Annotated in this window: 20 protein-coding genes and 1 tRNA gene; 8 read left to right on the plus strand and 13 right to left on the minus strand. The window is 71.7% G+C overall.

Annotation, left to right across the window (positions count from 1 at the left end):
* The first annotated feature begins 7 nt into the window (after window positions 1-7).
* The 4 genes from IF655_RS02290 to IF655_RS02305 all read left to right on the plus strand — a co-directional run bounded on the left by IF655_RS02290 (window position 8) and on the right by IF655_RS02305 (window position 6,128).
* Window positions 8-1,501, plus strand: a complete 1,494-nt coding sequence (locus IF655_RS02290) for a bifunctional glycosyltransferase family 2/GtrA family protein (RefSeq protein WP_199581696.1) — start codon at window positions 8-10, stop codon at window positions 1,499-1,501.
* On the plus strand, window positions 1,498-3,750 hold the full coding sequence (locus IF655_RS02295) for a glycosyltransferase family 39 protein (RefSeq protein ID WP_199581697.1): 2,253 nt from the start codon (window positions 1,498-1,500) through the stop codon (window positions 3,748-3,750). Before IF655_RS02290 ends, IF655_RS02295 begins: the two co-directional genes overlap by 4 nt.
* A gap of 87 nt (window positions 3,751-3,837) precedes the next feature.
* Complete coding sequence (locus tag IF655_RS02300; protein ID WP_199581698.1) at window positions 3,838-5,280, plus strand: MFS transporter; 1,443 nt, start codon at window positions 3,838-3,840, stop codon at window positions 5,278-5,280.
* A gap of 92 nt (window positions 5,281-5,372) precedes the next feature.
* Window positions 5,373-6,128, plus strand: a complete 756-nt coding sequence (locus IF655_RS02305) for a TetR/AcrR family transcriptional regulator (RefSeq protein WP_199581863.1) — start codon at window positions 5,373-5,375, stop codon at window positions 6,126-6,128.
* A 34-nt stretch (window positions 6,129-6,162) separates the two neighbouring features.
* Here IF655_RS02305 and IF655_RS02310 read toward each other — a convergent pair whose 3' ends face one another.
* From IF655_RS02310 to IF655_RS02325, 4 genes are all read right to left on the minus strand, one after another.
* Window positions 6,163-6,630, minus strand: a complete 468-nt coding sequence (locus IF655_RS02310; RefSeq protein ID WP_199581699.1) for a PPOX class F420-dependent oxidoreductase — start codon at window positions 6,628-6,630, stop codon at window positions 6,163-6,165.
* A 72-nt stretch (window positions 6,631-6,702) separates the two neighbouring features.
* Window positions 6,703-7,524, minus strand: coding sequence for a YceI family protein (locus IF655_RS02315; RefSeq protein ID WP_199581700.1), 822 nt, complete (start codon window positions 7,522-7,524; stop codon window positions 6,703-6,705).
* Between the two features lie 110 nt (window positions 7,525-7,634).
* The gene (locus IF655_RS02320) at window positions 7,635-10,160 is read right to left on the minus strand and encodes an MFS transporter (RefSeq protein WP_199581701.1); all 2,526 of its coding nucleotides are present in this window, start codon (window positions 10,158-10,160) and stop codon (window positions 7,635-7,637) included.
* Window positions 10,161-10,173: 13 nt separating this feature from the next.
* Window positions 10,174-10,668: a MarR family winged helix-turn-helix transcriptional regulator gene (locus tag IF655_RS02325; protein WP_199581702.1), complete on the minus strand. Its 495-nt coding sequence runs from the start codon at window positions 10,666-10,668 to the stop codon at window positions 10,174-10,176.
* Window positions 10,669-10,873: 205 nt separating this feature from the next.
* Between IF655_RS02325 and IF655_RS02330 the strand changes: the two genes are divergently transcribed.
* On the plus strand, window positions 10,874-11,068 hold the full coding sequence (locus IF655_RS02330) for a hypothetical protein (protein ID WP_199581703.1): 195 nt from the start codon (window positions 10,874-10,876) through the stop codon (window positions 11,066-11,068).
* 103 nt (window positions 11,069-11,171) lie between these two features.
* Here the strand turns inward: IF655_RS02330 and IF655_RS02335 are convergent, their stop codons facing one another.
* From IF655_RS02335 to IF655_RS02365, 7 genes are all read right to left on the minus strand, one after another.
* A complete protein-coding gene (locus IF655_RS02335) occupies window positions 11,172-12,098 on the minus strand; it encodes an RNA polymerase sigma factor SigF (protein WP_199581704.1) in 927 nt (308 codons plus the stop codon).
* 308 nt (window positions 12,099-12,406) lie between these two features.
* A complete protein-coding gene (locus tag IF655_RS02340; protein WP_199581864.1) occupies window positions 12,407-13,258 on the minus strand; it encodes an RNA polymerase sigma factor SigF in 852 nt (283 codons plus the stop codon).
* Window positions 13,259-13,453: 195 nt separating this feature from the next.
* A complete protein-coding gene (locus IF655_RS02345; protein ID WP_199581705.1) occupies window positions 13,454-13,747 on the minus strand; it encodes a Dabb family protein in 294 nt (97 codons plus the stop codon).
* A 10-nt stretch (window positions 13,748-13,757) separates the two neighbouring features.
* Window positions 13,758-13,937: a hypothetical protein gene (locus IF655_RS02350; protein WP_161179052.1), complete on the minus strand. Its 180-nt coding sequence runs from the start codon at window positions 13,935-13,937 to the stop codon at window positions 13,758-13,760.
* A gap of 163 nt (window positions 13,938-14,100) precedes the next feature.
* A tRNA-Ser gene (locus tag IF655_RS02355) sits at window positions 14,101-14,185 on the minus strand.
* An 80-nt stretch (window positions 14,186-14,265) separates the two neighbouring features.
* Window positions 14,266-14,697, minus strand: coding sequence for a tRNA adenosine(34) deaminase TadA (gene tadA, locus IF655_RS02360; protein ID WP_242488512.1), 432 nt, complete (start codon window positions 14,695-14,697; stop codon window positions 14,266-14,268).
* 59 nt (window positions 14,698-14,756) lie between these two features.
* On the minus strand, window positions 14,757-15,293 hold the full coding sequence (locus IF655_RS02365; protein WP_199581707.1) for a hypothetical protein: 537 nt from the start codon (window positions 15,291-15,293) through the stop codon (window positions 14,757-14,759).
* A gap of 728 nt (window positions 15,294-16,021) precedes the next feature.
* Between IF655_RS02365 and IF655_RS02370 the strand changes: the two genes are divergently transcribed.
* Window positions 16,022-16,195, plus strand: a complete 174-nt coding sequence (locus IF655_RS02370) for a hypothetical protein (protein ID WP_199581708.1) — start codon at window positions 16,022-16,024, stop codon at window positions 16,193-16,195.
* A 193-nt stretch (window positions 16,196-16,388) separates the two neighbouring features.
* Window positions 16,389-17,024, plus strand: coding sequence for a uracil phosphoribosyltransferase (gene upp / locus IF655_RS02375; protein ID WP_199581709.1), 636 nt, complete (start codon window positions 16,389-16,391; stop codon window positions 17,022-17,024).
* Between the two features lie 31 nt (window positions 17,025-17,055).
* Here upp and IF655_RS02380 read toward each other — a convergent pair whose 3' ends face one another.
* Entirely contained in the window at window positions 17,056-17,688 is a 633-nt protein-coding gene (locus tag IF655_RS02380) for a LytR C-terminal domain-containing protein (protein WP_242488513.1), read from the minus strand.
* A gap of 118 nt (window positions 17,689-17,806) precedes the next feature.
* Window positions 17,807-18,103, minus strand: coding sequence for a type II toxin-antitoxin system VapB family antitoxin (locus IF655_RS02385; RefSeq protein ID WP_003986294.1), 297 nt, complete (start codon window positions 18,101-18,103; stop codon window positions 17,807-17,809).
* Window positions 18,104-18,252: 149 nt separating this feature from the next.
* On the opposite strand from IF655_RS02385, the gene IF655_RS02390 reads away from it, so the two are divergent.
* Window positions 18,253-19,902 carry a helicase HerA-like domain-containing protein gene (locus tag IF655_RS02390; RefSeq protein ID WP_242488486.1) on the plus strand — a complete coding sequence of 550 codons (1,650 nt, stop codon included), beginning with the start codon at window positions 18,253-18,255 and terminating at the stop codon, window positions 19,900-19,902.
* Window positions 19,903-19,919 lie beyond the last annotated feature (17 nt).

A 19,919-nucleotide genomic window follows, 5' to 3' on the forward strand; every position in this document is an offset into this window, starting at 1 on the left:
CACTTCCATGCGAAGCGACTCTTCTCCCGGCACCCTGCCGGCGCGGGAGCACCTCCCCGCCGACGCCGCGGGCACGCCGGTCCTGGACGTAGTCATCCCGGTCTACAACGAGGAGAAGGACCTCGAACCGTGTGTGCTCAGGCTGCACGAGCACCTGACCCGCACCTTCCCGTACGGCTTCCGCATCACCGTCGCGGACAACGCGTCCACCGACACCACCCCGCTCGTCGCGGACCGCCTCGCCGCCGCCCTCCCCGAGGTGAGCGTCCACCGCCTGGAGCAGAAGGGACGGGGGCGCGCCCTCAGGACCGTGTGGTCCACCTCGGACGCGCCGGTCCTCGCCTACATGGACGTCGACCTCTCCACCGACCTCAACGCCCTGCTCCCGCTGGTCGCCCCGCTGATCTCCGGCCACTCCGACCTCGCGATCGGCTCCCGGCTCAGCCGGACCTCCCGGGTGGTGCGCGGACCCAAGCGGGAGTTCATCAGCCGCGGCTACAACCTGATCCTGCGCGGCTCGCTCCAAGCCCGGTTCTCCGACGCGCAGTGCGGGTTCAAGGCCATAAGGCGCGACGTGGCCCAGGTGCTGCTGCCGCTGGTGCAGGACACCGGCTGGTTCTTCGACACCGAGATGCTGGTGCTTGCCGAGCGGGCCGGGCTGCGCATCCACGAGGTGCCGGTCGACTGGGTCGACGACCCGGACTCCACCGTGCACATCGTGCGCACCGCGACCGACGACCTCAAGGGCGTCTGGCGCGTGGGCCGCGCGCTCGCCACCGGCTCGCTCCCGCTGGACCGCCTCGCCCGCCCCTTCGGGGACGACCCGCGCGACCGCGAGATCTCCGACGTGCCCGGCGGGCTGGCCCGCCAGTTGGTCGGCTTCTGCGTGGTGGGCGGTCTGTCCACCCTGTTCTATCTGCTGCTCTACAGCGTCTTCCGGCAGTTCTCCGGCTCCCAGGTCGCCAACGCGCTCGCCCTGCTGCTGTCCGCGCTGGCCAACACCGCCGCCAACCGCCGCCTCACCTTCGGCGTGCGCGGGCGGGGCGGCGCCGTACGGCACCAGGCGCAGGGGCTGGTCGTCTTCGCCATCGGACTCGCCCTGACCAGCGGCTCCCTGGCCGCCCTGAGCGCGGCCACCGCCCACCCCGCGCACTCCACCGAACTCGCGGTCCTCATCGCCGCCAACCTCGCGGCGACCGTCCTGCGCTTCCTCCTCTTCCGCGCCTGGGTCTTCCCGGACCGCACCGAGCCGGTACGGCAGCCGACCCCGCCCGCCGAACAGCCCGCGCCCTTCGCGCCGTTCACCCCCGCCGCCCAGCACGCGCGGACCGGGTACGGCACCGAGCCGCCGTACGCCCCGCAGGCGCCCTACGCCCCGCAAGCCGCGTACGCCTCCCAGGCCACCTACGACCCGCACACCCCGTACGCCCCGCCGACCCCGTACGACGACCCGACCGTCCCGCACCCGACCACCACCACCCGACCGGGGGACTCCCGATGACCACCCAGTACGACCGGTTCACCCCGCCGGAGGCGTCCGCCCCGGCCCCGGTCCCCGAACCGGACGCCCAACACGCCGCCCCCCGGCCCCCGTTCGCCCGCAGGGTGTGGCGCGGGCGCCCCGACGACCCGGCGTGGGCGCGTCCCGCCTTCCTCGGTCTGCTGGCCGCGACCTTCCTCCTCTACCTCTGGAACCTCGGCGCCAACGGCTACTCCAACTCCTTCTACGCGGCGGCCGTCCAGGCGGGCAGCAAGTCCTGGAAGGCGTTCTTCTTCGGCTCGCTGGACGCGGGCAACGCCATCACCGTCGACAAGCCCTCGGCGTTCCTGTGGCCGATGGAGCTGTCGGTCCGGATCTTCGGACTCAACACCTGGGCGCTGCTCCTCCCCGAGGTCCTGATGGGCGTCGGCGCGGTGGCGGTGGTGTACGCGGCGGTACGGCGCCGGTTCAGCCCCGCCTCCGGTCTGATCGCGGGCGCGGTGCTCGCGCTGACACCGGTGGCGGCACTGATGTTCCGGTTCGACAACCCGGACGCGATGCTGGCCCTGCTGATGTCGCTGGCCTGCTACTTCGTCATCCGCGCGGTCGAGGACGGGCGGACGAAGTGGCTGGTGTGGGCGGGTGTGGCCATCGGCTTCGCGTTCCTCGCCAAGACGCTCCAGGCGTTCCTGATCCTGCCGCCGCTCGCGCTGGTCTACGCCGTCTGCGGGCCCACGCCCCTGCGCAGGCGGCTCGGGCAGCTCGCCCTCGCGACCGGCGCGCTCGTCGCCTCGGGCGGCTGGTGGGTCGCGGTGGTCGAACTGTGGCCCGCGTCCTCCCGCCCGTACATCGGCGGTTCGCAGAACAACAGCTTCCTGGAGCTGACCTTCGGCTACAACGGTCTCGGACGTCTCAGCGGCGACGAGACCGGCAGCGTCGGCGGCGGTGGCCGGGGCGGTCCCGGCGGGGGCGGCGCCTGGGGGACGACCGGCTGGGACCGGATGTTCGGTGACGAGGTCGGCAGCCAGGTCTCCTGGCTGCTCCCCGCCGCGCTGATCCTGCTGGTCGCGGGGGTGTGGGCGACGCGCAAGCTGAAGCGCGCCTCCGTCACCCGCGCCTCGTTCCTGGTCTGGGGCGGCTCGCTGCTGATCACCATGGTGGTCTTCAGCTACATGGCGGGCATCTTCCACCAGTACTACACGGTCGCCCTCACGCCCTACCTCGGCGCCGTGACCGGCATGGGCGCCGGGCTGCTGTGGGAGCGGCGCAAGGAGACGTGGGCGGCGCTCGTGCTGGCCGCCGCCTCGGTCGCCGGGGGCGCGTGGGGATACGTGCTGCTCAACCGCACGTCCGACTATCTGCCCTGGCTGAAGTGGCTGGTGCTGGTCGGCGCCCTGGTGGCGGCGCTCGGGCTGGTCTTCGTCGCCCGGGTGGGCCGTCCGCTCGCGCTCGGCGCGGCCGGGCTCGGTCTCGCGGCGGCGCTCGCCGGTCCTGCGGCGTTCACGCTGAGCACGGTCAACTCGGCTCACACGGGCTCCATTCCGACGGCTGGTCCGGCGGGCGCGAGCATGATGGGCTTCGGCGGGCGGCGCGGCGGCTTCGCCGCCTTCGGCGAGGGCATGACCGGACCGGGCGGCAACCGGCAGGGGGCGCCTGGCGCGAACGGCCAGGGCGCGCCGAACGGCGGCGGCTTCCCGGGCGGCGGCGGAATGCCGGGCCAGAACGGCAACGGCAACGGCAACGGCAACGGCGGCGGCTTCCCCGGCGGCAGGATGCCCGGCCAGAACGGCAACGGCTCCTCGAAGAGCCAGCGCGGCAACGGCGGTTTCCCGGGCGGCTTCTCGATGGGCGAGCGCGGTGGCATGGGCGGCGGCATGGGCGGTCTGCTCGACGGCGCCAAGGTCTCCGCCAAGGCGAAGAAGCTCCTGGAGTCGGACGCCGACGCCTACACCTGGGTCGCCGCCTCCATCGGCTCGCAGAACGCCGCGAGCTACCAACTCGCCACCGGCGACCCGGTGATGGCCATCGGCGGCTTCAACGGCACCGACCCGTCCCCGACGCTCGCGCAGTTCAAGAAGTACGTGGCCGACGGCAAGATCCACTACTTCATCGCGGGCGGCGGCATGGGAGGCGGCATGGGCGGCCGGGGCGGTGAGGGCCGCAGCAGCGGCTCGTCGTCCGGGATCAGCACCTGGGTGGAGGCTCACTTCACCAAGGTGACGGTCGGTTCGGCCACCTTCTACGACCTGACCCAGCCGAAGAAGAGCTGACCGGGGCACCCCGGCACCCGGACGCCCCCGACACCACGGAGACAATTCGGCTGTACACCGTATAGCGCCCGCTATACGGTGTACAGCATGTCCGTCTCCCCCGAGCTGCCCGCGTCCCAGGCGCCCCCGGCTCCCCAGGCACCCGAGGGACACGCCCGCCGCTGGCTGATCCTCGGCGTCATCTGTCTCGCCCAGCTCACCGTGCTCCTGGACAACACGGTGCTGAACGTGGCGATCCCCTCGCTCACCCGGCTGCTGCACGCGGGCACCGCCGACATCCAGTGGATGATCAACGCGTACTCGCTCGTCCAGTCCGGTCTGCTGCTCACGGCGGGCAGCGCCGCCGACCGCTTCGGTCGCAAGAAGATGCTGCTCGCCGGGCTCGCGGTGTTCGGCACCGGCTCACTGGTGGCCGGACTCGCCGACAACACCGGCCAGTTGATCGCCGCGCGCGCCGGGATGGGCGTCGGCGGCGCGCTGCTGATCACCACCACGCTCGCCGTGGTGATGCAGATCTTCGCGCCCGAAGAACAGCCCAAGGCGATCGGCATCTGGGCGGCGGTCAACTCGCTCGGTTTCGCGGTGGGCCCGCTGATCGGCGGTTTCGTCCTGGACCACTTCTGGTGGGGTGCGATCTTCCTGATCAACCTCCCGGTCGCCGTCCTCGGTCTGATCGCGGTCGCGGCGCTCGTACCGGAGTCGAAGGCGGCGCCCGCCGAGGCGCGCGGCGGACGCCCCGACCTGCTCGGCGCGCTGCTCTCCACCATCGGCATGGCCGCCCTGGTGTTCGCGGTCATCTCCGGACCGCACCACGGCTGGACCTCCCCCCGCGTCCTCGGCACGGCGACCCTGGCGGTCCTGGTCCTCGCCCTCTTCGCGTACTGGGAGAGCCGCGTCCCCGACCCGATGCTCGACCCGCACTTCTTCCGCGACCGCAGGTTCACCGGCGCGGTCGCCGGGGTCGTGCTCATCACCTTCGGGATGGGCGGGGCACTGTTCCTGCTCACCCAGCACCTCCAGTTCGTCCTCGGCTACGGCCCGCTGGAGGCGGGGGTGCGCACCGCGCCCCTCGCCCTGACCGTCGTCGCGCTCAACTTCTCCGGTCTGTCCGCGAAGTGGGCGGGAAAGCTGGGTACCCCGGTCGCCATCGCGCTGGGCATGGTGCTGATGGCGGCAGGGCTCGTCTCCATCGCCGAGCTGGCGTCCGCCGGATACGGCGGCACGCTGCTCGGGCTGGTGCTGATCGGCGCCGGGTGCGCGGTCGCCAACCCGGCGATGGCGCACGCCATCATGAGCGCGATCCCGCCGGACAAGGCGGGCGTCGGCGCCGGGATCAACGGCACGCTCGCCGAGTTCGGCAACGGGCTCGGGGTCGCCGTCCTCGGCGCGGTGCTCAGCTCCGCCGTGGCCTCGGGGCGGTCGCTGTCGGCGGGGCTCGGGCAGGGACAGCTCGTGGGCGCGGTCGCCGTCCTCGCGGGCGGGTTCGTGGCGGCGGGGCTCCTGCGGCGCGCGGAGCGCACGGCAGCCTGAGAGCCGGAGGATGTGGGTATGCGGCCACAGGGTCGCCCGGCAGGTCTGGCATCGTGACCGGTGACCGGGCCAGTGACGAGGAGGATGCGCCGATGGTGAAGGCGGAGCGGTCGGCGCGGGACAGTGTCTGGCTCGGCGGCAAGGAGCGGCGCGGCACCCGCGCGGGCCAGCCCTCGGGGCTCGACCGGGAGCGGATCACCACCGCGTCGCTGCGGTTGCTGGACGCCGAGGGGCTGGAGAAGTTCTCCATGCGACGCCTCGCTGCCGAGCTGAACGTCACCGCGATGTCCCTGTACTGGTACGTCGACACCAAGGACGACCTGCTCGAACTCGCCCTGGACGCCGCCTTCGGCGAGCTGCCGCTGCCCGACTTCGAGGACACCGGCGCCGACTGGCGTGTCCAACTGCGCGAACTGGCCACCGCTTACCGCGCGTTGCTCGTGCGCCACCCCTGGCTGTCCCCGCTCGCGGGCCGCTATCTCAACATCGGCCCGAACTCCCTCGCCTTCTCCCAGGGCATCCGCCTCGCGGTGCGCCGGGCGGGGCTGCCCGCACACGGGGTGACCGGGGCGATCTCGGCGGTCTTCCAGTTCGTGTACGGCTTCGGCACCATCGAGGGTCACTTCTTCGCCCGGATCGCCGCCACCGGGCTGAGCCCGGACGAGTACTTCGCGCAGGCCATGACCTCTTTCTCGGAGATCCCCGGCACCGCCGAGATGTTCCGGGAGTCCAGCGAGCTGATGGCGGCGCGGGGCGGCGACACGGTCGCGGAGATGATGGACCGCGACTTCACCTTCGCCCTCGACCTGCTGATCGCGGGCATCGAGGCGATGGTCGCGCGCGGCTGAGCTGCGAGAGCTAGTGCCGCGGCCTGCTGCGGCACTAGTCCCCCTCGACCAGCCGTGCCGGGAAGCCGCCCGTCGCCACCGGACCCCACCGCTGCGGCGTCACCCGGATCACGGACTTGCCCTGGCGGATCATCGCCTGCCGGTACTCGTCCCAGTCGGGGTGCTCGCCCGCGATGTTGCGGTAGTACTCCACCAGCGGTTCCAGCGAGTCCGGCGCGTCGACGACCTCGGCGGTGCCGTCGACCTGGACCCAGGGTCCGTTCCAGTCGTCGCTCAGCACGATCACACTGACCCGGGGGTCCTTCCTGATGTTCCTGGTCTTGGCCCGCTCGGGATAGGTGGCGGCCACGATCCGCCCCGAGTCGTCCACCCCGCAGGTCAGCGGAGACCCCTGCGGCCCGCCGTCGCCCCGCCGGGTCAGCAGGATCGCGCGATGGCGGGGGCGCACGAAGTCCAGCAGCTCGTCCAGCGTCACGCGGGTGTTCGTCGCGATATTCGGCATGGCGGCAGCCTAGGACCACAGCGGCCCGGCCGGGGTGCGCCCGGCCGGGCCGTGTCGGATTCCCGGAGTGGGTCAGAGCGCGGGCAGGGTGTCCCCCTGGACCGCCTGGATGTCCAGTTCGACGCGGAGGGTGGTGCCGATGGCGGCGATGCCCGCCTGGAGGACCTGGTTGTAGTTCATCGCGAAGTCGTCGCGGTGCAGCTCCGCCGTCGCGCGGAACGCGGCGCGGGTGCCGCCCCAGGGGTCGGCGCCGGTGCCGAGGTAGGCGAGGTCCAGGTCCACCGGTCGCACGATCCCGCGCATCGACAGCTCGCCGTGCACGGTCCAGCGGTCCGGTCCCGCCTGGGTGATGCCCGAGGAGCGGTAGGTCAGCTCCGGGTGGTGCTCCACGTCCAGGAAGTCGGCGGAGCGCAGATGGGTGTCGCGCATCGTGTTGCCGGTGTCGATGGACTCGGCCCGGATCACCGCCTCCACCCGGGACTTGGCGAGGTCGTCGGGGGCGATCTCGATGCTCCCGCCGAACTCCGTGAACCTGCCCCGCACGCTGGAGATCCCCAGGTGCTGGGCGACCGCGCCGACGCTGGAGTGCACCGGGTCGATGGTCCAGGGACCGGGCGGCGGCAGCTCGGTGCCGCCCTGGCGGGCCAGGGTCACCGTGCCGATCTCCGCCCGCCCGCTCGCGGTCACGAAAGCGCTGGACGCGACGGGCGCGTACCCCACGGCGGTCACGATCACGGTGTACGGACCCGGCGCCAGCGCGGTGGTGTCGTGCACGGCGCCCTCGGCGTCGGCCTCGGCGCGCAGCACCTGCGTACCGGTCATGTCGGTCACCGTGACGACCGCGTGCGACACGGCCCAGTTGTCGCGGGTGCGGATTCTCGCGGTCAGTGCCATCCCGTTTCTTCTTCTCCCTGCGCAGGCCCTGCGCGTGTTGGTCCCAGCGTGTCGTGCCAAGAGGACCGGCCCGTGGCGCGCCCCCACGCGCCACGGGCCGGTCCGTCGGACTACTCGCCCGGGTGGGCGAGTTCGATGTCGTGCCCGTCCGCCCCGGTGCCGGAGACGGTGAGCGCGGTGGCCACCGGCGGGTACCCGGTCGCGATGACCGTGTAGTCGCCCGCGTCCAGGTCGGTGAAGGCGTACTCGCCGTCCGTCCCGGTGGTGGCGGTGCCGACCACGTTGCCCGCCTGGTCGACCAGCGTCACGCGGGCGTCGGCCAGCGGACCGTGCGGAGCCCGGACGACACCGCGCAGCAGCGCGCCGGTGTCCAGCTCCGCCTCGACCCGGGTGACCCCGGTGGCCGCGACCTCGACGGGCAGCGCGCGCGGGCGGTAGCCGCTCGCGTTGACCGCGACGGTGACGGTGCCCGGCACCAGGTCGGTGAAGCCGAACTCGCCCTGCTCACCGGTGACGGCGGAGGCCAGCAGGTCCCCGCGCACATCGGTGACGACGACCATCGCGTCCTTGACCGGCAGCGCGCTCCCGGCCGCCCGGACCACACCGGTCAGCCCGCTGGTGCCGCTGAGCAGGATGTCGTAGGTCAGCGGTTCCTCGCCGACCACCACGGTGGACGCCTGCGGCTGGTAGCCGTCGGCGGAGGCGATCAGGACGTACGAGCCGGAGCCCGGCGCCCGGACGCTGTACGCGCCGTCCGCCTGGGCGACCGCGCGGCCGAGCTGGCGCCCGGTCAGCGAGATCAGCGTGACGGCGGCCTGCGGGACCGGCGCGCTCTCGGCGCCCCGGACGTGCCCGCCGACCGGCGTGCCCGCGTCGGTGCCCGAGGGGGACCCGTCGACGGAGGCGACGGCCGTGGTCGTCGCGTACGCGGCCGGAGCCGTGCCGTCCGCCTGCGAAGGCGCCTCACCGACCGCACCCACCAGGACCGGGACCTCCTGGGACTCGGCGACCACCGGAGCGGCGGCCGGGTCGATCGGCGCCTCGGACTCGGTGCTCTGCGCCAGCGCGCCCTTGGTCCGCAGCGGGACCTCCTTGATGAACAGCGTGATCAGGAAGGCGACCGCCGCGAGGAGACCCGCGATGAAGAACACGTCCGCGATGCCGTGGCCGTACGCGCTCTCCATGAGCGTGCGCAGCGGCGCGGGCAGCTTGTTCATGTCCGGGATGGTGTCGGTCGAGCCGGAACCGGCCAGCGCCGCCTGGTACTTGGGGCTGAGGGCGGAGATGCCGTCCTTGACGTAGTGCGTGATCCGGTGGGCCATCACCGCGCCGAGCGCCGAGACGCCCACCGCGCCGCCGAGGGAGCGGAAGAAGGTGACCGTGGAGCTGGCGGAGCCGAGGTCCGCGGGGGACACCTGGTTCTGCGTGGCGAGCACCAGGTTCTGCATCATCATGCCGATGCCGAGACCCAGCAGCGCCATGAAGATGGCCATCTTCCAGTAGTCCGTGTCGTACCGGATGCCGCCGAGCAGCAGCAGCCCCGCCGTGACCAGGACGCCACCGCTGACCAGCCACGCCTTCCAGCGCCCGGTGCGGGTGATGAACTGACCCGAGACGGTCGAGGAGATGAACAGACCGCCGATCATCGGGATGGTCAGCACGCCCGACATGGTCGGGGACTTGTCGCGGGCCAACTGGAAGTACTGGCTGAAGAAGACGGTGCCGCTGAACATCGCGACGCCGACGAACAGCGAGGCGAGCGAGGCGAGCGTGATGGTGCGGTTCCTGAACAGCCGCAGCGGGATGATCGGCTCGCTGGCCTTGGCCTCCACGAGCACGAACAGCGCGCCGAGGACGATCGCTCCGGCGACCATCGTGTAGGTCTGCCAGGAGACCCAGTCGTACTTGTCACCGGCGAAGGTGACCCAGACCAGCAGCAGCGAGACGGCCGCCGAGATCAGGAAGGCGCCGCCCCAGTCGACCTTGACGTCCCGCTTCACGACGGGCAGGTGCAGGGTCTTCTGGAGCACGATCAGCGCGATGACGGCGAAGGGGACGCCGACGTAGAAGCACCAGCGCCAGCCCAGCCAGGAGGTGTCGGTGATGACACCGCCGAGCAGCGGGCCGCCGACGGTCGCGACCGCGAAGGTCGCGCCGAGGTAGCCGGAGTAACGTCCGCGCTCGCGCGGGGAGATCATCGCCGCCATGACGATCTGCGCCAGGGCGGACAGACCGCCGACGCCGATGCCCTGCACCACACGGCAGGCGATCAGCATGCCGGGGTTCTGCGACAGACCCGCCGCCATGGAGGCGACGACATAGATGATCAGGGCTATCTGGACGAGCGCCTTCTTGCTGTACAGGTCGGCGAGCTTGCCCCACAGGGGAGTGGCCGCGGTCATCGACAGCAGGGCGGCGGTGACCACCCAGGTGTAGGCGGACTGGCCGCCGCCGAGGTCTCCGATGATGTGCGGCAGGGCGTTGGAGACGATCGTGGACGACAGGATCGCCACGAACATGCCGAGCAGCAGCCCGGAGAGCGCCTCCATGATCTGCCGGTGGGTCATCGGGGCGTGGTCGGCGCCACCCCCGTGCTTGGCGTGAGCCCGCACACCGGCCGGTGTGGTCGTTGCCATGGGCTTCCTTTTCTTACGTGTTCGCGGGTGTACGGGTGTTCTCTTCGACTACGGGGGCGCCCTGTCTCGGCAGACCGGGGCGGCAGTCCCCGAAGGACGCGCGCAGCCGGGTCATCAGCCGGATGAGCTGGCCGACCTCGTCGTCGGTCCAGTCGCTCAGCCGCTCGGCCAGCAACCGGCTGGTCCGCAGCGACAGCTCCTCGAGCTGCCGTGCTCCGGCCGGCGTCAGGCGCAGGATGCGCGAGCGCTTGTCGGCGGGGTCCGGCGACCGTTCGATCCAGTCGCGGGCCGCGACGTGCGCGACATGCCGGCTCGTGACCGACATGTCGACGGAGAGCAGCTCGGCGAGCCTGCTCATGCGCATGGCTCCGTGGCGTCCGAGCAGCGTCAGCACGGCGGCGGAGCCTGCCGGGCAGTCCGGGGGCAGGATGCGCCCCATGTCGCGTTTCACGGCGCCGACGGCACTGAGCTGACGTGCCAGTTCCTCGAACTGCGCCTGCTCGGCCATCACACCTCCCGTATTCGTTGCTTGGGGCAACCATAAGAGTGTTTGGTTGCCACAGGCAAATAAAGAGGGGTGGTCCGGCGCAAAAACTTGGCAAAGGCAAGTATTGCGATCGTAAATACGCAGGTGGCTGCGGGTGACGTGCCCGCGTCTGTCCCGGTGGCCCCGCACTTGGGCCGCAACCGGGGATTCGCTAGTGTCTCGGCCCATGGCTAACACCCAGGGCCCGCAGGGCAATTACGACCCCGCCGGCAGCACCCAGATGTTCCGCGCGTTCGTCGACGACGCGCCTCCGCCCGCCCAGCAGCAGGCGACCTCGTCCGGTCCGCGCGTCGGTCTGATCATCGGCATCGTCGTGGCCGTGGTCGTCGTCGCCGCGGTGGCGTGGCTGGCGCTCGGTTAAGGGAGGGCTCCGTCAGGAGCCCCTCCTCCTCACCTGATGTGGCGGACTCGGCGTGGAGCGCTCGCTCCACGCCGCCGTCTTTTCCGCGTCCCGCGCCGGTCGCTCAGTCGGCGACCAGGCCCTCCCGCAACTGGGAGAGGGTGCGGGTGAGCAGCCGGGACACGTGCATCTGCGAGATCCCGACCTCCTCACCGATCTGCGACTGCGTCATGTTCGCGAAGAACCGCAGCATGATGATCCGGCGCTCGCGCGGCGGCAGCTTGGCCAGCAGCGGCTTCAGCGACTCGCGGTACTCCACGCCCTCCAGCGCCGTGTCCTCGTAGCCGAGGCGGTCGGCGAGCGAGCCTTCGCCGCCGTCGTCCTCGGGAGCCGGGGAGTCCAGCGAGGACGCCGTGTAGGCGTTGCCCACCGCGAGACCGTCGACCACGTCCTCCTCGGAGACCCCGAGCGCCGCCGCGAGTTCCGGCACGGTCGGGGAGCGGTCCAGGCGCTGGGACAGCTCGTCGCTCGCCTTGGTCAGCGCCAGGCGCAGCTCCTGGAGCCGGCGCGGCACCCGCACCGACCACGAGGTGTCGCGGAAGAACCGCTTGATCTCGCCCACGACCGTCGGCATCGCGAACGTCGGGAACTCCACGCCCCGTTCGCAGTCGAAGCGGTCGATCGCCTTGATCAGCCCGATGGTGCCGACCTGGACGATGTCCTCCATAGGCTCGTTGCGCGAGCGGAAGCGGGCCGCCGCGTACCGCACGAGCGGGAGGTTCAGCTCGATCAGGGTGTCGCGGACGTAGGCGCGCTCGGGGCTGTCCTCGGAGAGCGCGGCAAGGCGCAGGAACAGGGAGCGGGAGAGGGTGCGGGTGTCGAGGTCGGCCGTCTCCGGGACGGGGGCCGGGGCGGCCGCCGCCGCGGGCGCGGCGTCGAGAGCCGTGGTGCCCTCGAAGGTGTCGAGGACGTCGAGAGCGTCGAGCTTCTTGGGCGCTGCCTCGCTCTTCGTGGGCGTGAGCACCTTCGAGCTGCCCTGTTCTGCGGACATGCCACCCCCTTTGGGTCGCGGGACGGTCGGCGCGCTGCCTGGAGGCAACGCGACCTTCACCTGAATACCGGAGCCGGAGCCTCGGCAAACGCGCTTCCCGCAGAATGTCACATGTCGGCAACGCGCTGAAGTGACATGTCGACACGTGAGACGCCAATCGCCCCTGGAAGAAGGCGGTCTGACGGGCTTTCGGCGCACAACTGTCGGCATCGGACCGGATGCGTGATTCGCTCCGGACGGTGATCGTTCGCTCCTGCTTGCGAACGCGCGCTACCTGCGGTTTTCGGGTTTGTGCTCCCGTGCGCCGGTCATGCCTCGATCCGGTTGGCGGATCTGAGCCGCTGGAAGCTGCGCGCGAGGAGCCGGGAGACGTGCATCTGGGAGACACCCAGCTCCGCGCTGATCTGCGACTGGGTGAGGTTGCTGTAGTAGCGGAGCAGGAGGATGCGCTGCTCCCGCTCGGGCAACTGGACGAGGAGGTGGCGGACCAGGTCGCGGTGTTCCACGCCGTCCAGGGCGGGGTCCTCGTAGCCGATGCGGTCGAGCAGCCCGGGCAGCCCGTCGCCCTCCTGGGCGGCTTCCAGCGAGGTGGCGTGGTACGACCGCCCCGCCTCGATGCAGGACAGCACCTCCTCCTCGCTGATGCGCAGCCGCTCGGCGATCTCGGCGGTGGAGGGTGAGCGGCCCATGGCGGTGGTGAGGTCCTCGGTGGCGCTGTTCACCTGCACCCACAGCTCGTGCAGCCGGCGCGGTACGTGGACGGTGCGGACGTTGTCCCGGAAGTACCGCTTGATCTCGCCCACCACGGTCGGCATCGCGAAGGTCGGGAACTGCACGCCCCGCTCGGGGTCGAAGCGGTCGATGGCGTTGATCAGCCCGATGGTGCCGACCTGGACCACGTCCTCCATGGGCTCGTTGCGGGAGCGGAAGCGGGCGGCGGCGTAGCGCACGAGGGGGAGGTTGGCCTCGATGAGGGCGCCGCGGACCCGGGTGTGCTCCGGGGTGCCCGGCGTCAGGTCCTTGAGCTGGGCGAAGAGGACCTGGGTGAGGGCGCGGGTGTCGGCGCCCCGGCGCTTCTCGGGTGCGGGCTGTTCGGGGGGTGCCGGGGCGGGGGCGGGTGCCTCCGCCTGGGGCGGCGCAGAACTGGCCGACACGGTCAACGCCACCTCTTCATCGGTCAATCATCCGTCAAAAGCGGTCATAGCATCACAAGACATGTGCACTGTGTGCAAGCACCGCATAACGCCGTGTTGGGCTCAAACGCCGCCAACTCGGGTATCCGGAAACGCCGAAAAGCCCCCCGCCGTCGGTGGCGGAGGGCAGGGGGCGAGGGGCTGTGGGGCCGGTGGGGCGCCTCAGAACTCGTAGTCGGCGATCACCCACGTGGCGAACTCCCGCCACAGGGCGACGCCCGCCTGATGGGCGGGGTGGTCGATGTAGCGCTGGAGGGCCGCGGTGTCCTCGACCGAGGAGTTGATCGCGAAGTCGTAGGCGATGGGGCGGTCGGAGAGGTTCCAGCCGCACTCCCAGGAGCGCAGCTCCGGGATCAGCCCGCCCAGCTCCTCGAAGACGGCGGCACCGGCGGTCACGCGGGGATCGTCGCGCTCGACGCCCTCGTTGAGCCTGAACAGGACCAGGTGCCGGATCATGGGAGGTACCTCAGCTCTTTCCGCCGTTGGCGGCCCAGGTCATGAAGTCGCCGATGGACCCGGCCGCGTCCGATATGCCCTCGAAGACTATCTGGACGTAGCCCGCCGCCTTGGCCGGGTCCGTGATGATCACGTACAGCGCGAAGACCACGAGCGCGTACACGATGATCTTCTTCGCGTTCACCGCCACCGCGGCCCTCCCCTGTCCCTCGGCCCCCACGGGCCCCTGCTGCAAGCGGCGAGTGTAACCGTCACGATCTTTTTTGGGGATCAACGGGCGCCACCGTCTTGGCACTTGGCGTCCGGGGCGGGACGCACGAAGGGCCCCGTCTCTCGACGGGGCCCTTCTTCGGCGGTAGCGGAGGGATTTGAACCCTCGGTGACTTGCGCCACACTCGCTTTCGAGGCGAGCTCCTTCGGCCGCTCGGACACGCTACCGAGGGAGACCTTACAGTACAGGGGGGCATGGTCTGAAATCGGTTCTCGCGGGGTCCCTGAGCAGGGGCGCGGGGTCCGGCTCAGCGCTCCCGGAAGAACTCCGTGAGCAGCCGTCCGCACTCCTCGGCGAGCACGCCCTGGATCACCTCGGGGCGGTGGTTGAGGCGCCGGTCGCGCAGCACGTCCCACAGCGAACCCGCCGCGCCCGCCTTGTCGTCCCGGGCGCCGTAGACCACCCGGTCGAGCCGGGACTGCTGGAGGGCGCCGCCGCACATCGTGCAGGGCTCCAGGGTGACGACGAGCGTGCAGCCGGTCAGCCGCCACTCGCCGAGTACCCGGGCGGCCCGGCGCAGCGCGAGGATCTCCGCGTGCGCCGTGGGGTCGCCGGTCGCCTCGCGTTCGTTGTGCCCGGTGGCGAGCACCGTCGTACCGTCCGGGGACAGCACGACGGCGCCGACGGGGACGTCCCCGCCGAGCGCGGCCCGCTCGGCCTCGGCCAGGGCGAGCCGCATCGCGGTCTCCCAGGGAGCGCGCACCGGGTCGGGCACGCCCCGTGTCTCTTCGGGGGCGGTCAGCGGACGGTCTCCAGCACCTCCGAGGCGCCCAGCGCCTCGGCGATCGCACCGAGCGCGTCGTCGGCACCGAGCGCGCGCAGTTCCTTCTCCCCGATGCCGAGGTCGTCGAGGATCTCCCGGTCGCCGACGGGGCTGTGCGGGACGGCGTCGGCGGACGGACCGTCCTCCTCGTCGTCGTCCTCCTCGTTCTCGCCGTCCTCCGTGCCGTCGAGGTCCAGCGAGTCCAGGTCGGGTCCGTCGTCCGCGCCCGGTTCGCGGCCCAGCAGCTCGTCGGTGAGCAGCAGCTCGCCGTACGCGCTGCGGGCGGCGGCGGCCGCGTCCGAGACGTAGATACGGGGGTCCTCCTCGCCGTCCACGCGGACGACGCCGAACCAGGAGTCCTCCTGCTCGATCAGGACGAGGACGGTGTCCTCCTCGGGCGAGGACTCGCGGGCCAGGTCGGCCAGATCGGACAGGGTCTCCACATCGTCGAGCTCCGTGTCGCTCGCTTCCCACCCGTCTTCGGTGCGCGCGAGCAGTGCGGCGAAGTACACCGTGACTCTCCCACTGGTCATAGGCGTGCCGGTTGGCGATCCCCCCGGCGGAGGTCTCTGGGCGGGAGGGGTTGTCGCCCCGGGGTCCGCCCACTGGGAATCGTGGCAGAAACAAGTCCGTCAGGGGACGTCTTCGGCTCCCTGTGTCTTGCTGTTCTGATCGTGCGTCCACAGCACGCCCGTCGCCGCCACCTGCGGATCGTACGCGGCTTTCCGGGCACCTACGCACGCCCGCCCTCCCGTCACGGCGGGGGCGGACACGGTCCTGCTCACCGGGGCTTTTCCCGCGGCCTTGCACACAGGACCGTACGCCGCGGAGGCCCGCCGACGGAACGTTCACCGGGGCGTGGCGTGGCGGGAGCGCTCCGCTGGGGCTGGGCGGGGAGGGGGCGCTTTGGTGGAGGGGGGGTCGGTTCGCGGCGGGGGGGGGCTGGTGGGCGTGGGTGGTGTGGGGCGGGTGGTGCTGGTGGGTGTGGTGCGGTGGTTGGTGGGTGCGGGTGGGTGTGGCGCGGCGGGTGCGAGGGCCGGTGGGTGTGGCGGGCGGTGGTGGTTGGTGCGTGCGGATGGTGCGGGGCGGCGCGGCGGGTGCGGCTCGGGGGCTGATCCGGTCCGGCCCTGTGGCGGGGCGCAGGGGTAGCCGTGGGCGGCCGGGGTGGGGGGCGGGTGGCTTGTGCCTCAGGGCACGGTGTGGCGGGGTGCCGCAGGCGGACGGGTGCGGGGTGTGCCCTGTGAGGACAGCCTGGTTCGTCCTGGTGGTGCGGGGTGTGCGGCTCGGGACAGCCCGGTTCGTTCCGGTGGTGCGGGGTGTGCGGCTCGGGGCAGCCTGGTTCGTCCTGGTGGTGCGGGGTGTGCGGCTCGGGGCAGCCCGTCCGCCCGGCGGTGCGGGGGTGTGCCGCTCGTGAGCGGTCCGGTCCGCCCCGGCGGCCGGCGCGGTGGGGGAGGTCGGTGGTCCGTTTCGGCGTGCTCGGGGGCGGGCGGCAGGTCCTCGATCGGGGCCCGGCGGAAGGGGGTTCGGTTCGTGGTGGCGGTGTCCGGCGGGGGCGGCGGGCGGCGTGCGATGCGAGGGGGGAGCGGGGCGCGGTTACTGTTAGAGACATGCGTCTCCACGTCGTCGACCACCCTCTGGTCGCTCACAAGCTCACCACGCTGCGCGACCAGCGCACCGACTCCGCCACCTTCCGCCGTCTCGCCGACGAGCTGGTCACCCTGCTCGCGTACGAGGCGACGCGGGACGTGCGCACCGAGGCCGTCGACGTCCAGACGCCGGTCGCGCGGACCACCGGAGTGAAGCTCGCCCGCCCGCGTCCGCTGGTGGTGCCGATCCTGCGCGCCGGTCTCGGCATGCTGGACGGCATGGTCCGGCTGCTGCCGACCGCCGAGGTGGGCTTCCTCGGCATGATCCGCAACGAGGAGACGCTGCAGGCCGAGACGTACGCCTCCCGGATGCCGGAGGACCTCTCCGGCCGCCAGGTCTACGTGCTCGACCCGATGCTGGCCACCGGCGGCACCCTGGTCGCCGCGATCCAGGAGCTGATCAAGCGCGGCGCCGACGACGTGACCGCCGTGGTCCTGCTCGCCTCCCCCGAGGGCGTCGAGGTCATGGAGCGCGAGCTGGCCGGCACGCCGGTCACCGTGGTCACCGCGGCCGTGGACGACCACCTCAACGAGAACGGCTACATCGTCCCGGGTCTGGGCGACGCGGGCGACCGCCTCTACGGCGCCGCCGAGTAGTACCCCCGCTCCCGGCCGGAGACGGCCGGGATCAGCAGTCCTTCTTGTCCTTCTTCACCACGGCCGCCGTCTGCGCGGGTTCGGTCAGCTTGACCACCGCCTGGTCGGCGGCCGTGCGCTGGTCCAGGGTCTTGAACCCGTCCCCGATGATCAGGTCGAGCGTGGCGCCCTTGCGCGCCGCGTCGGTACGGCGCTCGGCACCGGTGAGCTGTGTGCCGAGCACGGGGAGCGAGGTGTCGAGGGCGGTGGCGGGTCCGAGCAGGACGCCGGTGCCCTTGACCTTCTTGTCGAAGTCCTTGCTCGCGTTGCCCACGTCACCGATCTTGAAGCCGCGCTTCTTCAGCTCGTCGGCGGTCTGCTTGGCGAGCCCCGAGCGCGTGGTCGCGTTGTAGACGTTCACCGTGATCGTGCCGGGCTTGGGCAGCGCCTTGACGGGTGCCGGGCTCGCCTTCTTGAGGCAGGCGGCGGACGCGGCGTCCGAGGCGTGCCGGTGGCCCGTGAAGACGTCGACGAGCTGGAGCGTGCCCCAGCCGACCAGACCCAGTGCGGCGACGGACGCCACGGCGGCGGCGACGAGCCTGCCCCGCCGCCGGGGCGGGCGCATCCGAGGGTATGTCTCCCCCGTGATCCGGTACTTGCCGCCCATGCCGGGGGGAGTCAGCATACTCATGAGCCGCAGCGTAGTGCGCCGCGGCTGGGATGCCTATTAGATGATCAGCAGACGGAGTACAGCCCGACCCAAATGGGCTAACACCGGTACCGCGTACGGCCGTCGGGGCGGCTCAGCCGAGTTCGAGCACGCGCGCGTGCAGCACCTGACGCTGCTGCAGGGCGGCGCGGACCGCGCGGTGCAGCCCGTCCTCCAGATAGAGGTCGCCCTGCCACTTCACGACGTGGGCGAAGAGGTCGCCGTAGAACGTCGAGTCCTCGGCGAGCAGCGTCTCGAGGTCGAGCTGCTGCTTGGTGGTCACGAGCTGATCGAGGCGGACCGGGCGCGGCGCGACGTCCGCCCACTGCCGGGTGCTCTCCCGGCCGTGGTCGGGGTACGGCCGGCCGTTTCCGATGCGCTTGAAGATCACACGGAAAGCCTACCGGCCCAGACGTTCCGGGCGCAGCCATGGCGGCGTAGTGCGACGCTGAAAAAGCCACGGCACGTCATGGCAAGGCATGACAAAGGTGGCATACCGGAGACCATCGGGGACGAGACCAGCGGGGACAGGGACCTGAGATGACCGACCCGGAGACCGACGGCGTGAAAAAGGACGACGGAACGGCGGGCGGAGGAAGGGCGGGTGACGGTACGGCAGGCGGCGCGGCGGCGGGCGGAGACGCGGCGGGCGGTGACGCGGCACTCGCCGCTCCGGCGCGGCGGATCGCGGACGGGTACGCCTTCACCGGACCCGCCCTCGATCTGGGCGCCCTGCTGTGGGACGGCGCCTACCACCCCGGCGCGCAGGTCCGGGTCCCGCTGCCGATGCTCAACCGGCACGGGCTCGTCGCGGGCGCCACCGGCACCGGCAAGACCAAGACGCTCCAGCTCGTCGCGGAACAGCTCTCGGCGCAGGGCGTGCCGGTGTTCCTCGCGGACGTCAAGGGCGACCTCTCCGGGATCTCCCGGCCGGGACCCGGCGGCGACCGGGTCGCCTCGCGCGCCGCCGAGACGGGACAGCAGTGGGCGCCGTCCGGCTTCCCCGTGGAGTTCCTCGCGCTCGGCGGGATCGGCCACGGCATCCCCGTCCGCGCCACGGTCACCAGCTTCGGCCCGGTGCTGCTGTCCAAGGTGCTCGGGCTGAACCGCACCCAGGAGCAGTCGCTCGGGCTGATCTTCCACTACGCCGACACCAAGGGTCTGGAGCTGATCGACCTCAAGGACCTGCGCGCGGTCGTCGCCTTCCTCACCTCCGACGAGGGCAAGGGCGAACTGAAGGGCATCGGCGGTCTTTCCACCGCCACCGCCGGGGTCATCCTGCGCTCCCTGACCGCGTTCGAGGCGCAGGGCATGGCGGACTTCTTCGGCGAGCCCGAGTTCGACACGGCCGAGCTGCTGCGGACGGCGCCGGACGGGCGCGGGGTCGTCTCCGTCCTCGAACTGGCCGCCGTACAGGACAAGCCGGTCCTCTTCTCCACCTTCCTGATGTGGCTCCTCGCCGACCTCTTCCACGACCTGCCCGAGGCGGGCGACCTGGACAAGCCGAAGCTGGTGTTCTTCTTCGACGAGGCGCATCTGCTGTTCCACGACGCCTCGGACGCTTTCCTCGACGCCATCACCCAGACCGTGCGGCTGATCCGCTCCAAGGGCGTCGGCGTCTTCTTCGTCACCCAGACCCCGAAGGACGTCCCCTCCGACGTGCTCGGCCAGCTCGGCAACCGCGTCCAGCACGCGCTGCGCGCCTTCACCCCCGACGACCAGAAGGCGCTGAAGGCGACGGTCAAGACCTTCCCCGACTCGCCGTACGACCTGGAGGAACTGCTCACCGGTCTCGGCACCGGCGAGGCGGTGGTCACCGTGCTCAGCGAGACGGGCGCCCCGACTCCGGTCGCGGCCACCCGGCTGCGCGCCCCCGCGTCCCTGATGGGACCGGTGGACGCGGCGGAACTGGACCGGGCGGTCCGGGAGTCCCCGCTGTACGCACGTTATGCACAGGCTGTGGACCGGGAATCGGCGTACGAAAGGCTGAGCGCGCGGGAGGCGGCGGAGCCGCCGGAGGTGAAGGGCGAAGCCAAGGGCGCCCGGAAGAAGGCTCCGGCGGAGGAGCCCTCGCTGGTGGAGCAGGTCGTCGGGAGCGGGATGTTCAAGTCCCTGGCGCGCTCGGTCGGCACGCAGTTGGGGCGCGAGATCACGCGGTCGCTGTTCGGCACGGCCCGGCGGAGGCGGTAGCCCGCCCCCGCCGTCCC

Source organism: Streptomyces sp. DSM 110735, assembly GCF_016482685.1.
Lineage (GTDB): Bacteria > Actinomycetota > Actinomycetes > Streptomycetales > Streptomycetaceae > Streptomyces.

Coding starts and splice junctions, on each gene's coding strand:
- IF655_RS02290 (WP_199581696.1), top strand. CDS start 8: ATGCGAAGCGACTCTTCTCCCGGCACCCTGCCGGCGCGGGAGCACCTC.
- IF655_RS02295 (WP_199581697.1), top strand. CDS start 1,498: ATGACCACCCAGTACGACCGGTTCACCCCGCCGGAGGCGTCCGCCCCG.
- IF655_RS02300 (WP_199581698.1), top strand. CDS start 3,838: ATGTCCGTCTCCCCCGAGCTGCCCGCGTCCCAGGCGCCCCCGGCTCCC.
- IF655_RS02305 (WP_199581863.1), top strand. CDS start 5,373: ATGGTGAAGGCGGAGCGGTCGGCGCGGGACAGTGTCTGGCTCGGCGGC.
- IF655_RS02310 (WP_199581699.1), bottom strand. CDS start 6,630: ATGCCGAATATCGCGACGAACACCCGCGTGACGCTGGACGAGCTGCTG.
- IF655_RS02315 (WP_199581700.1), bottom strand. CDS start 7,524: ATGGCACTGACCGCGAGAATCCGCACCCGCGACAACTGGGCCGTGTCG.
- IF655_RS02320 (WP_199581701.1), bottom strand. CDS start 10,160: ATGGCAACGACCACACCGGCCGGTGTGCGGGCTCACGCCAAGCACGGG.
- IF655_RS02325 (WP_199581702.1), bottom strand. CDS start 10,668: ATGGCCGAGCAGGCGCAGTTCGAGGAACTGGCACGTCAGCTCAGTGCC.
- IF655_RS02330 (WP_199581703.1), top strand. CDS start 10,874: ATGGCTAACACCCAGGGCCCGCAGGGCAATTACGACCCCGCCGGCAGC.
- IF655_RS02335 (WP_199581704.1), bottom strand. CDS start 12,098: ATGTCCGCAGAACAGGGCAGCTCGAAGGTGCTCACGCCCACGAAGAGC.
- IF655_RS02345 (WP_199581705.1), bottom strand. CDS start 13,747: ATGATCCGGCACCTGGTCCTGTTCAGGCTCAACGAGGGCGTCGAGCGC.
- tadA (WP_242488512.1), bottom strand. CDS start 14,697: ATGCGGCTCGCCCTGGCCGAGGCCGAGCGGGCCGCGCTCGGCGGGGAC.
- upp (WP_199581709.1), top strand. CDS start 16,389: ATGCGTCTCCACGTCGTCGACCACCCTCTGGTCGCTCACAAGCTCACC.
- IF655_RS02380 (WP_242488513.1), bottom strand. CDS start 17,688: ATGCTGACTCCCCCCGGCATGGGCGGCAAGTACCGGATCACGGGGGAG.
- IF655_RS02390 (WP_242488486.1), top strand. CDS start 18,253: ATGACCGACCCGGAGACCGACGGCGTGAAAAAGGACGACGGAACGGCG.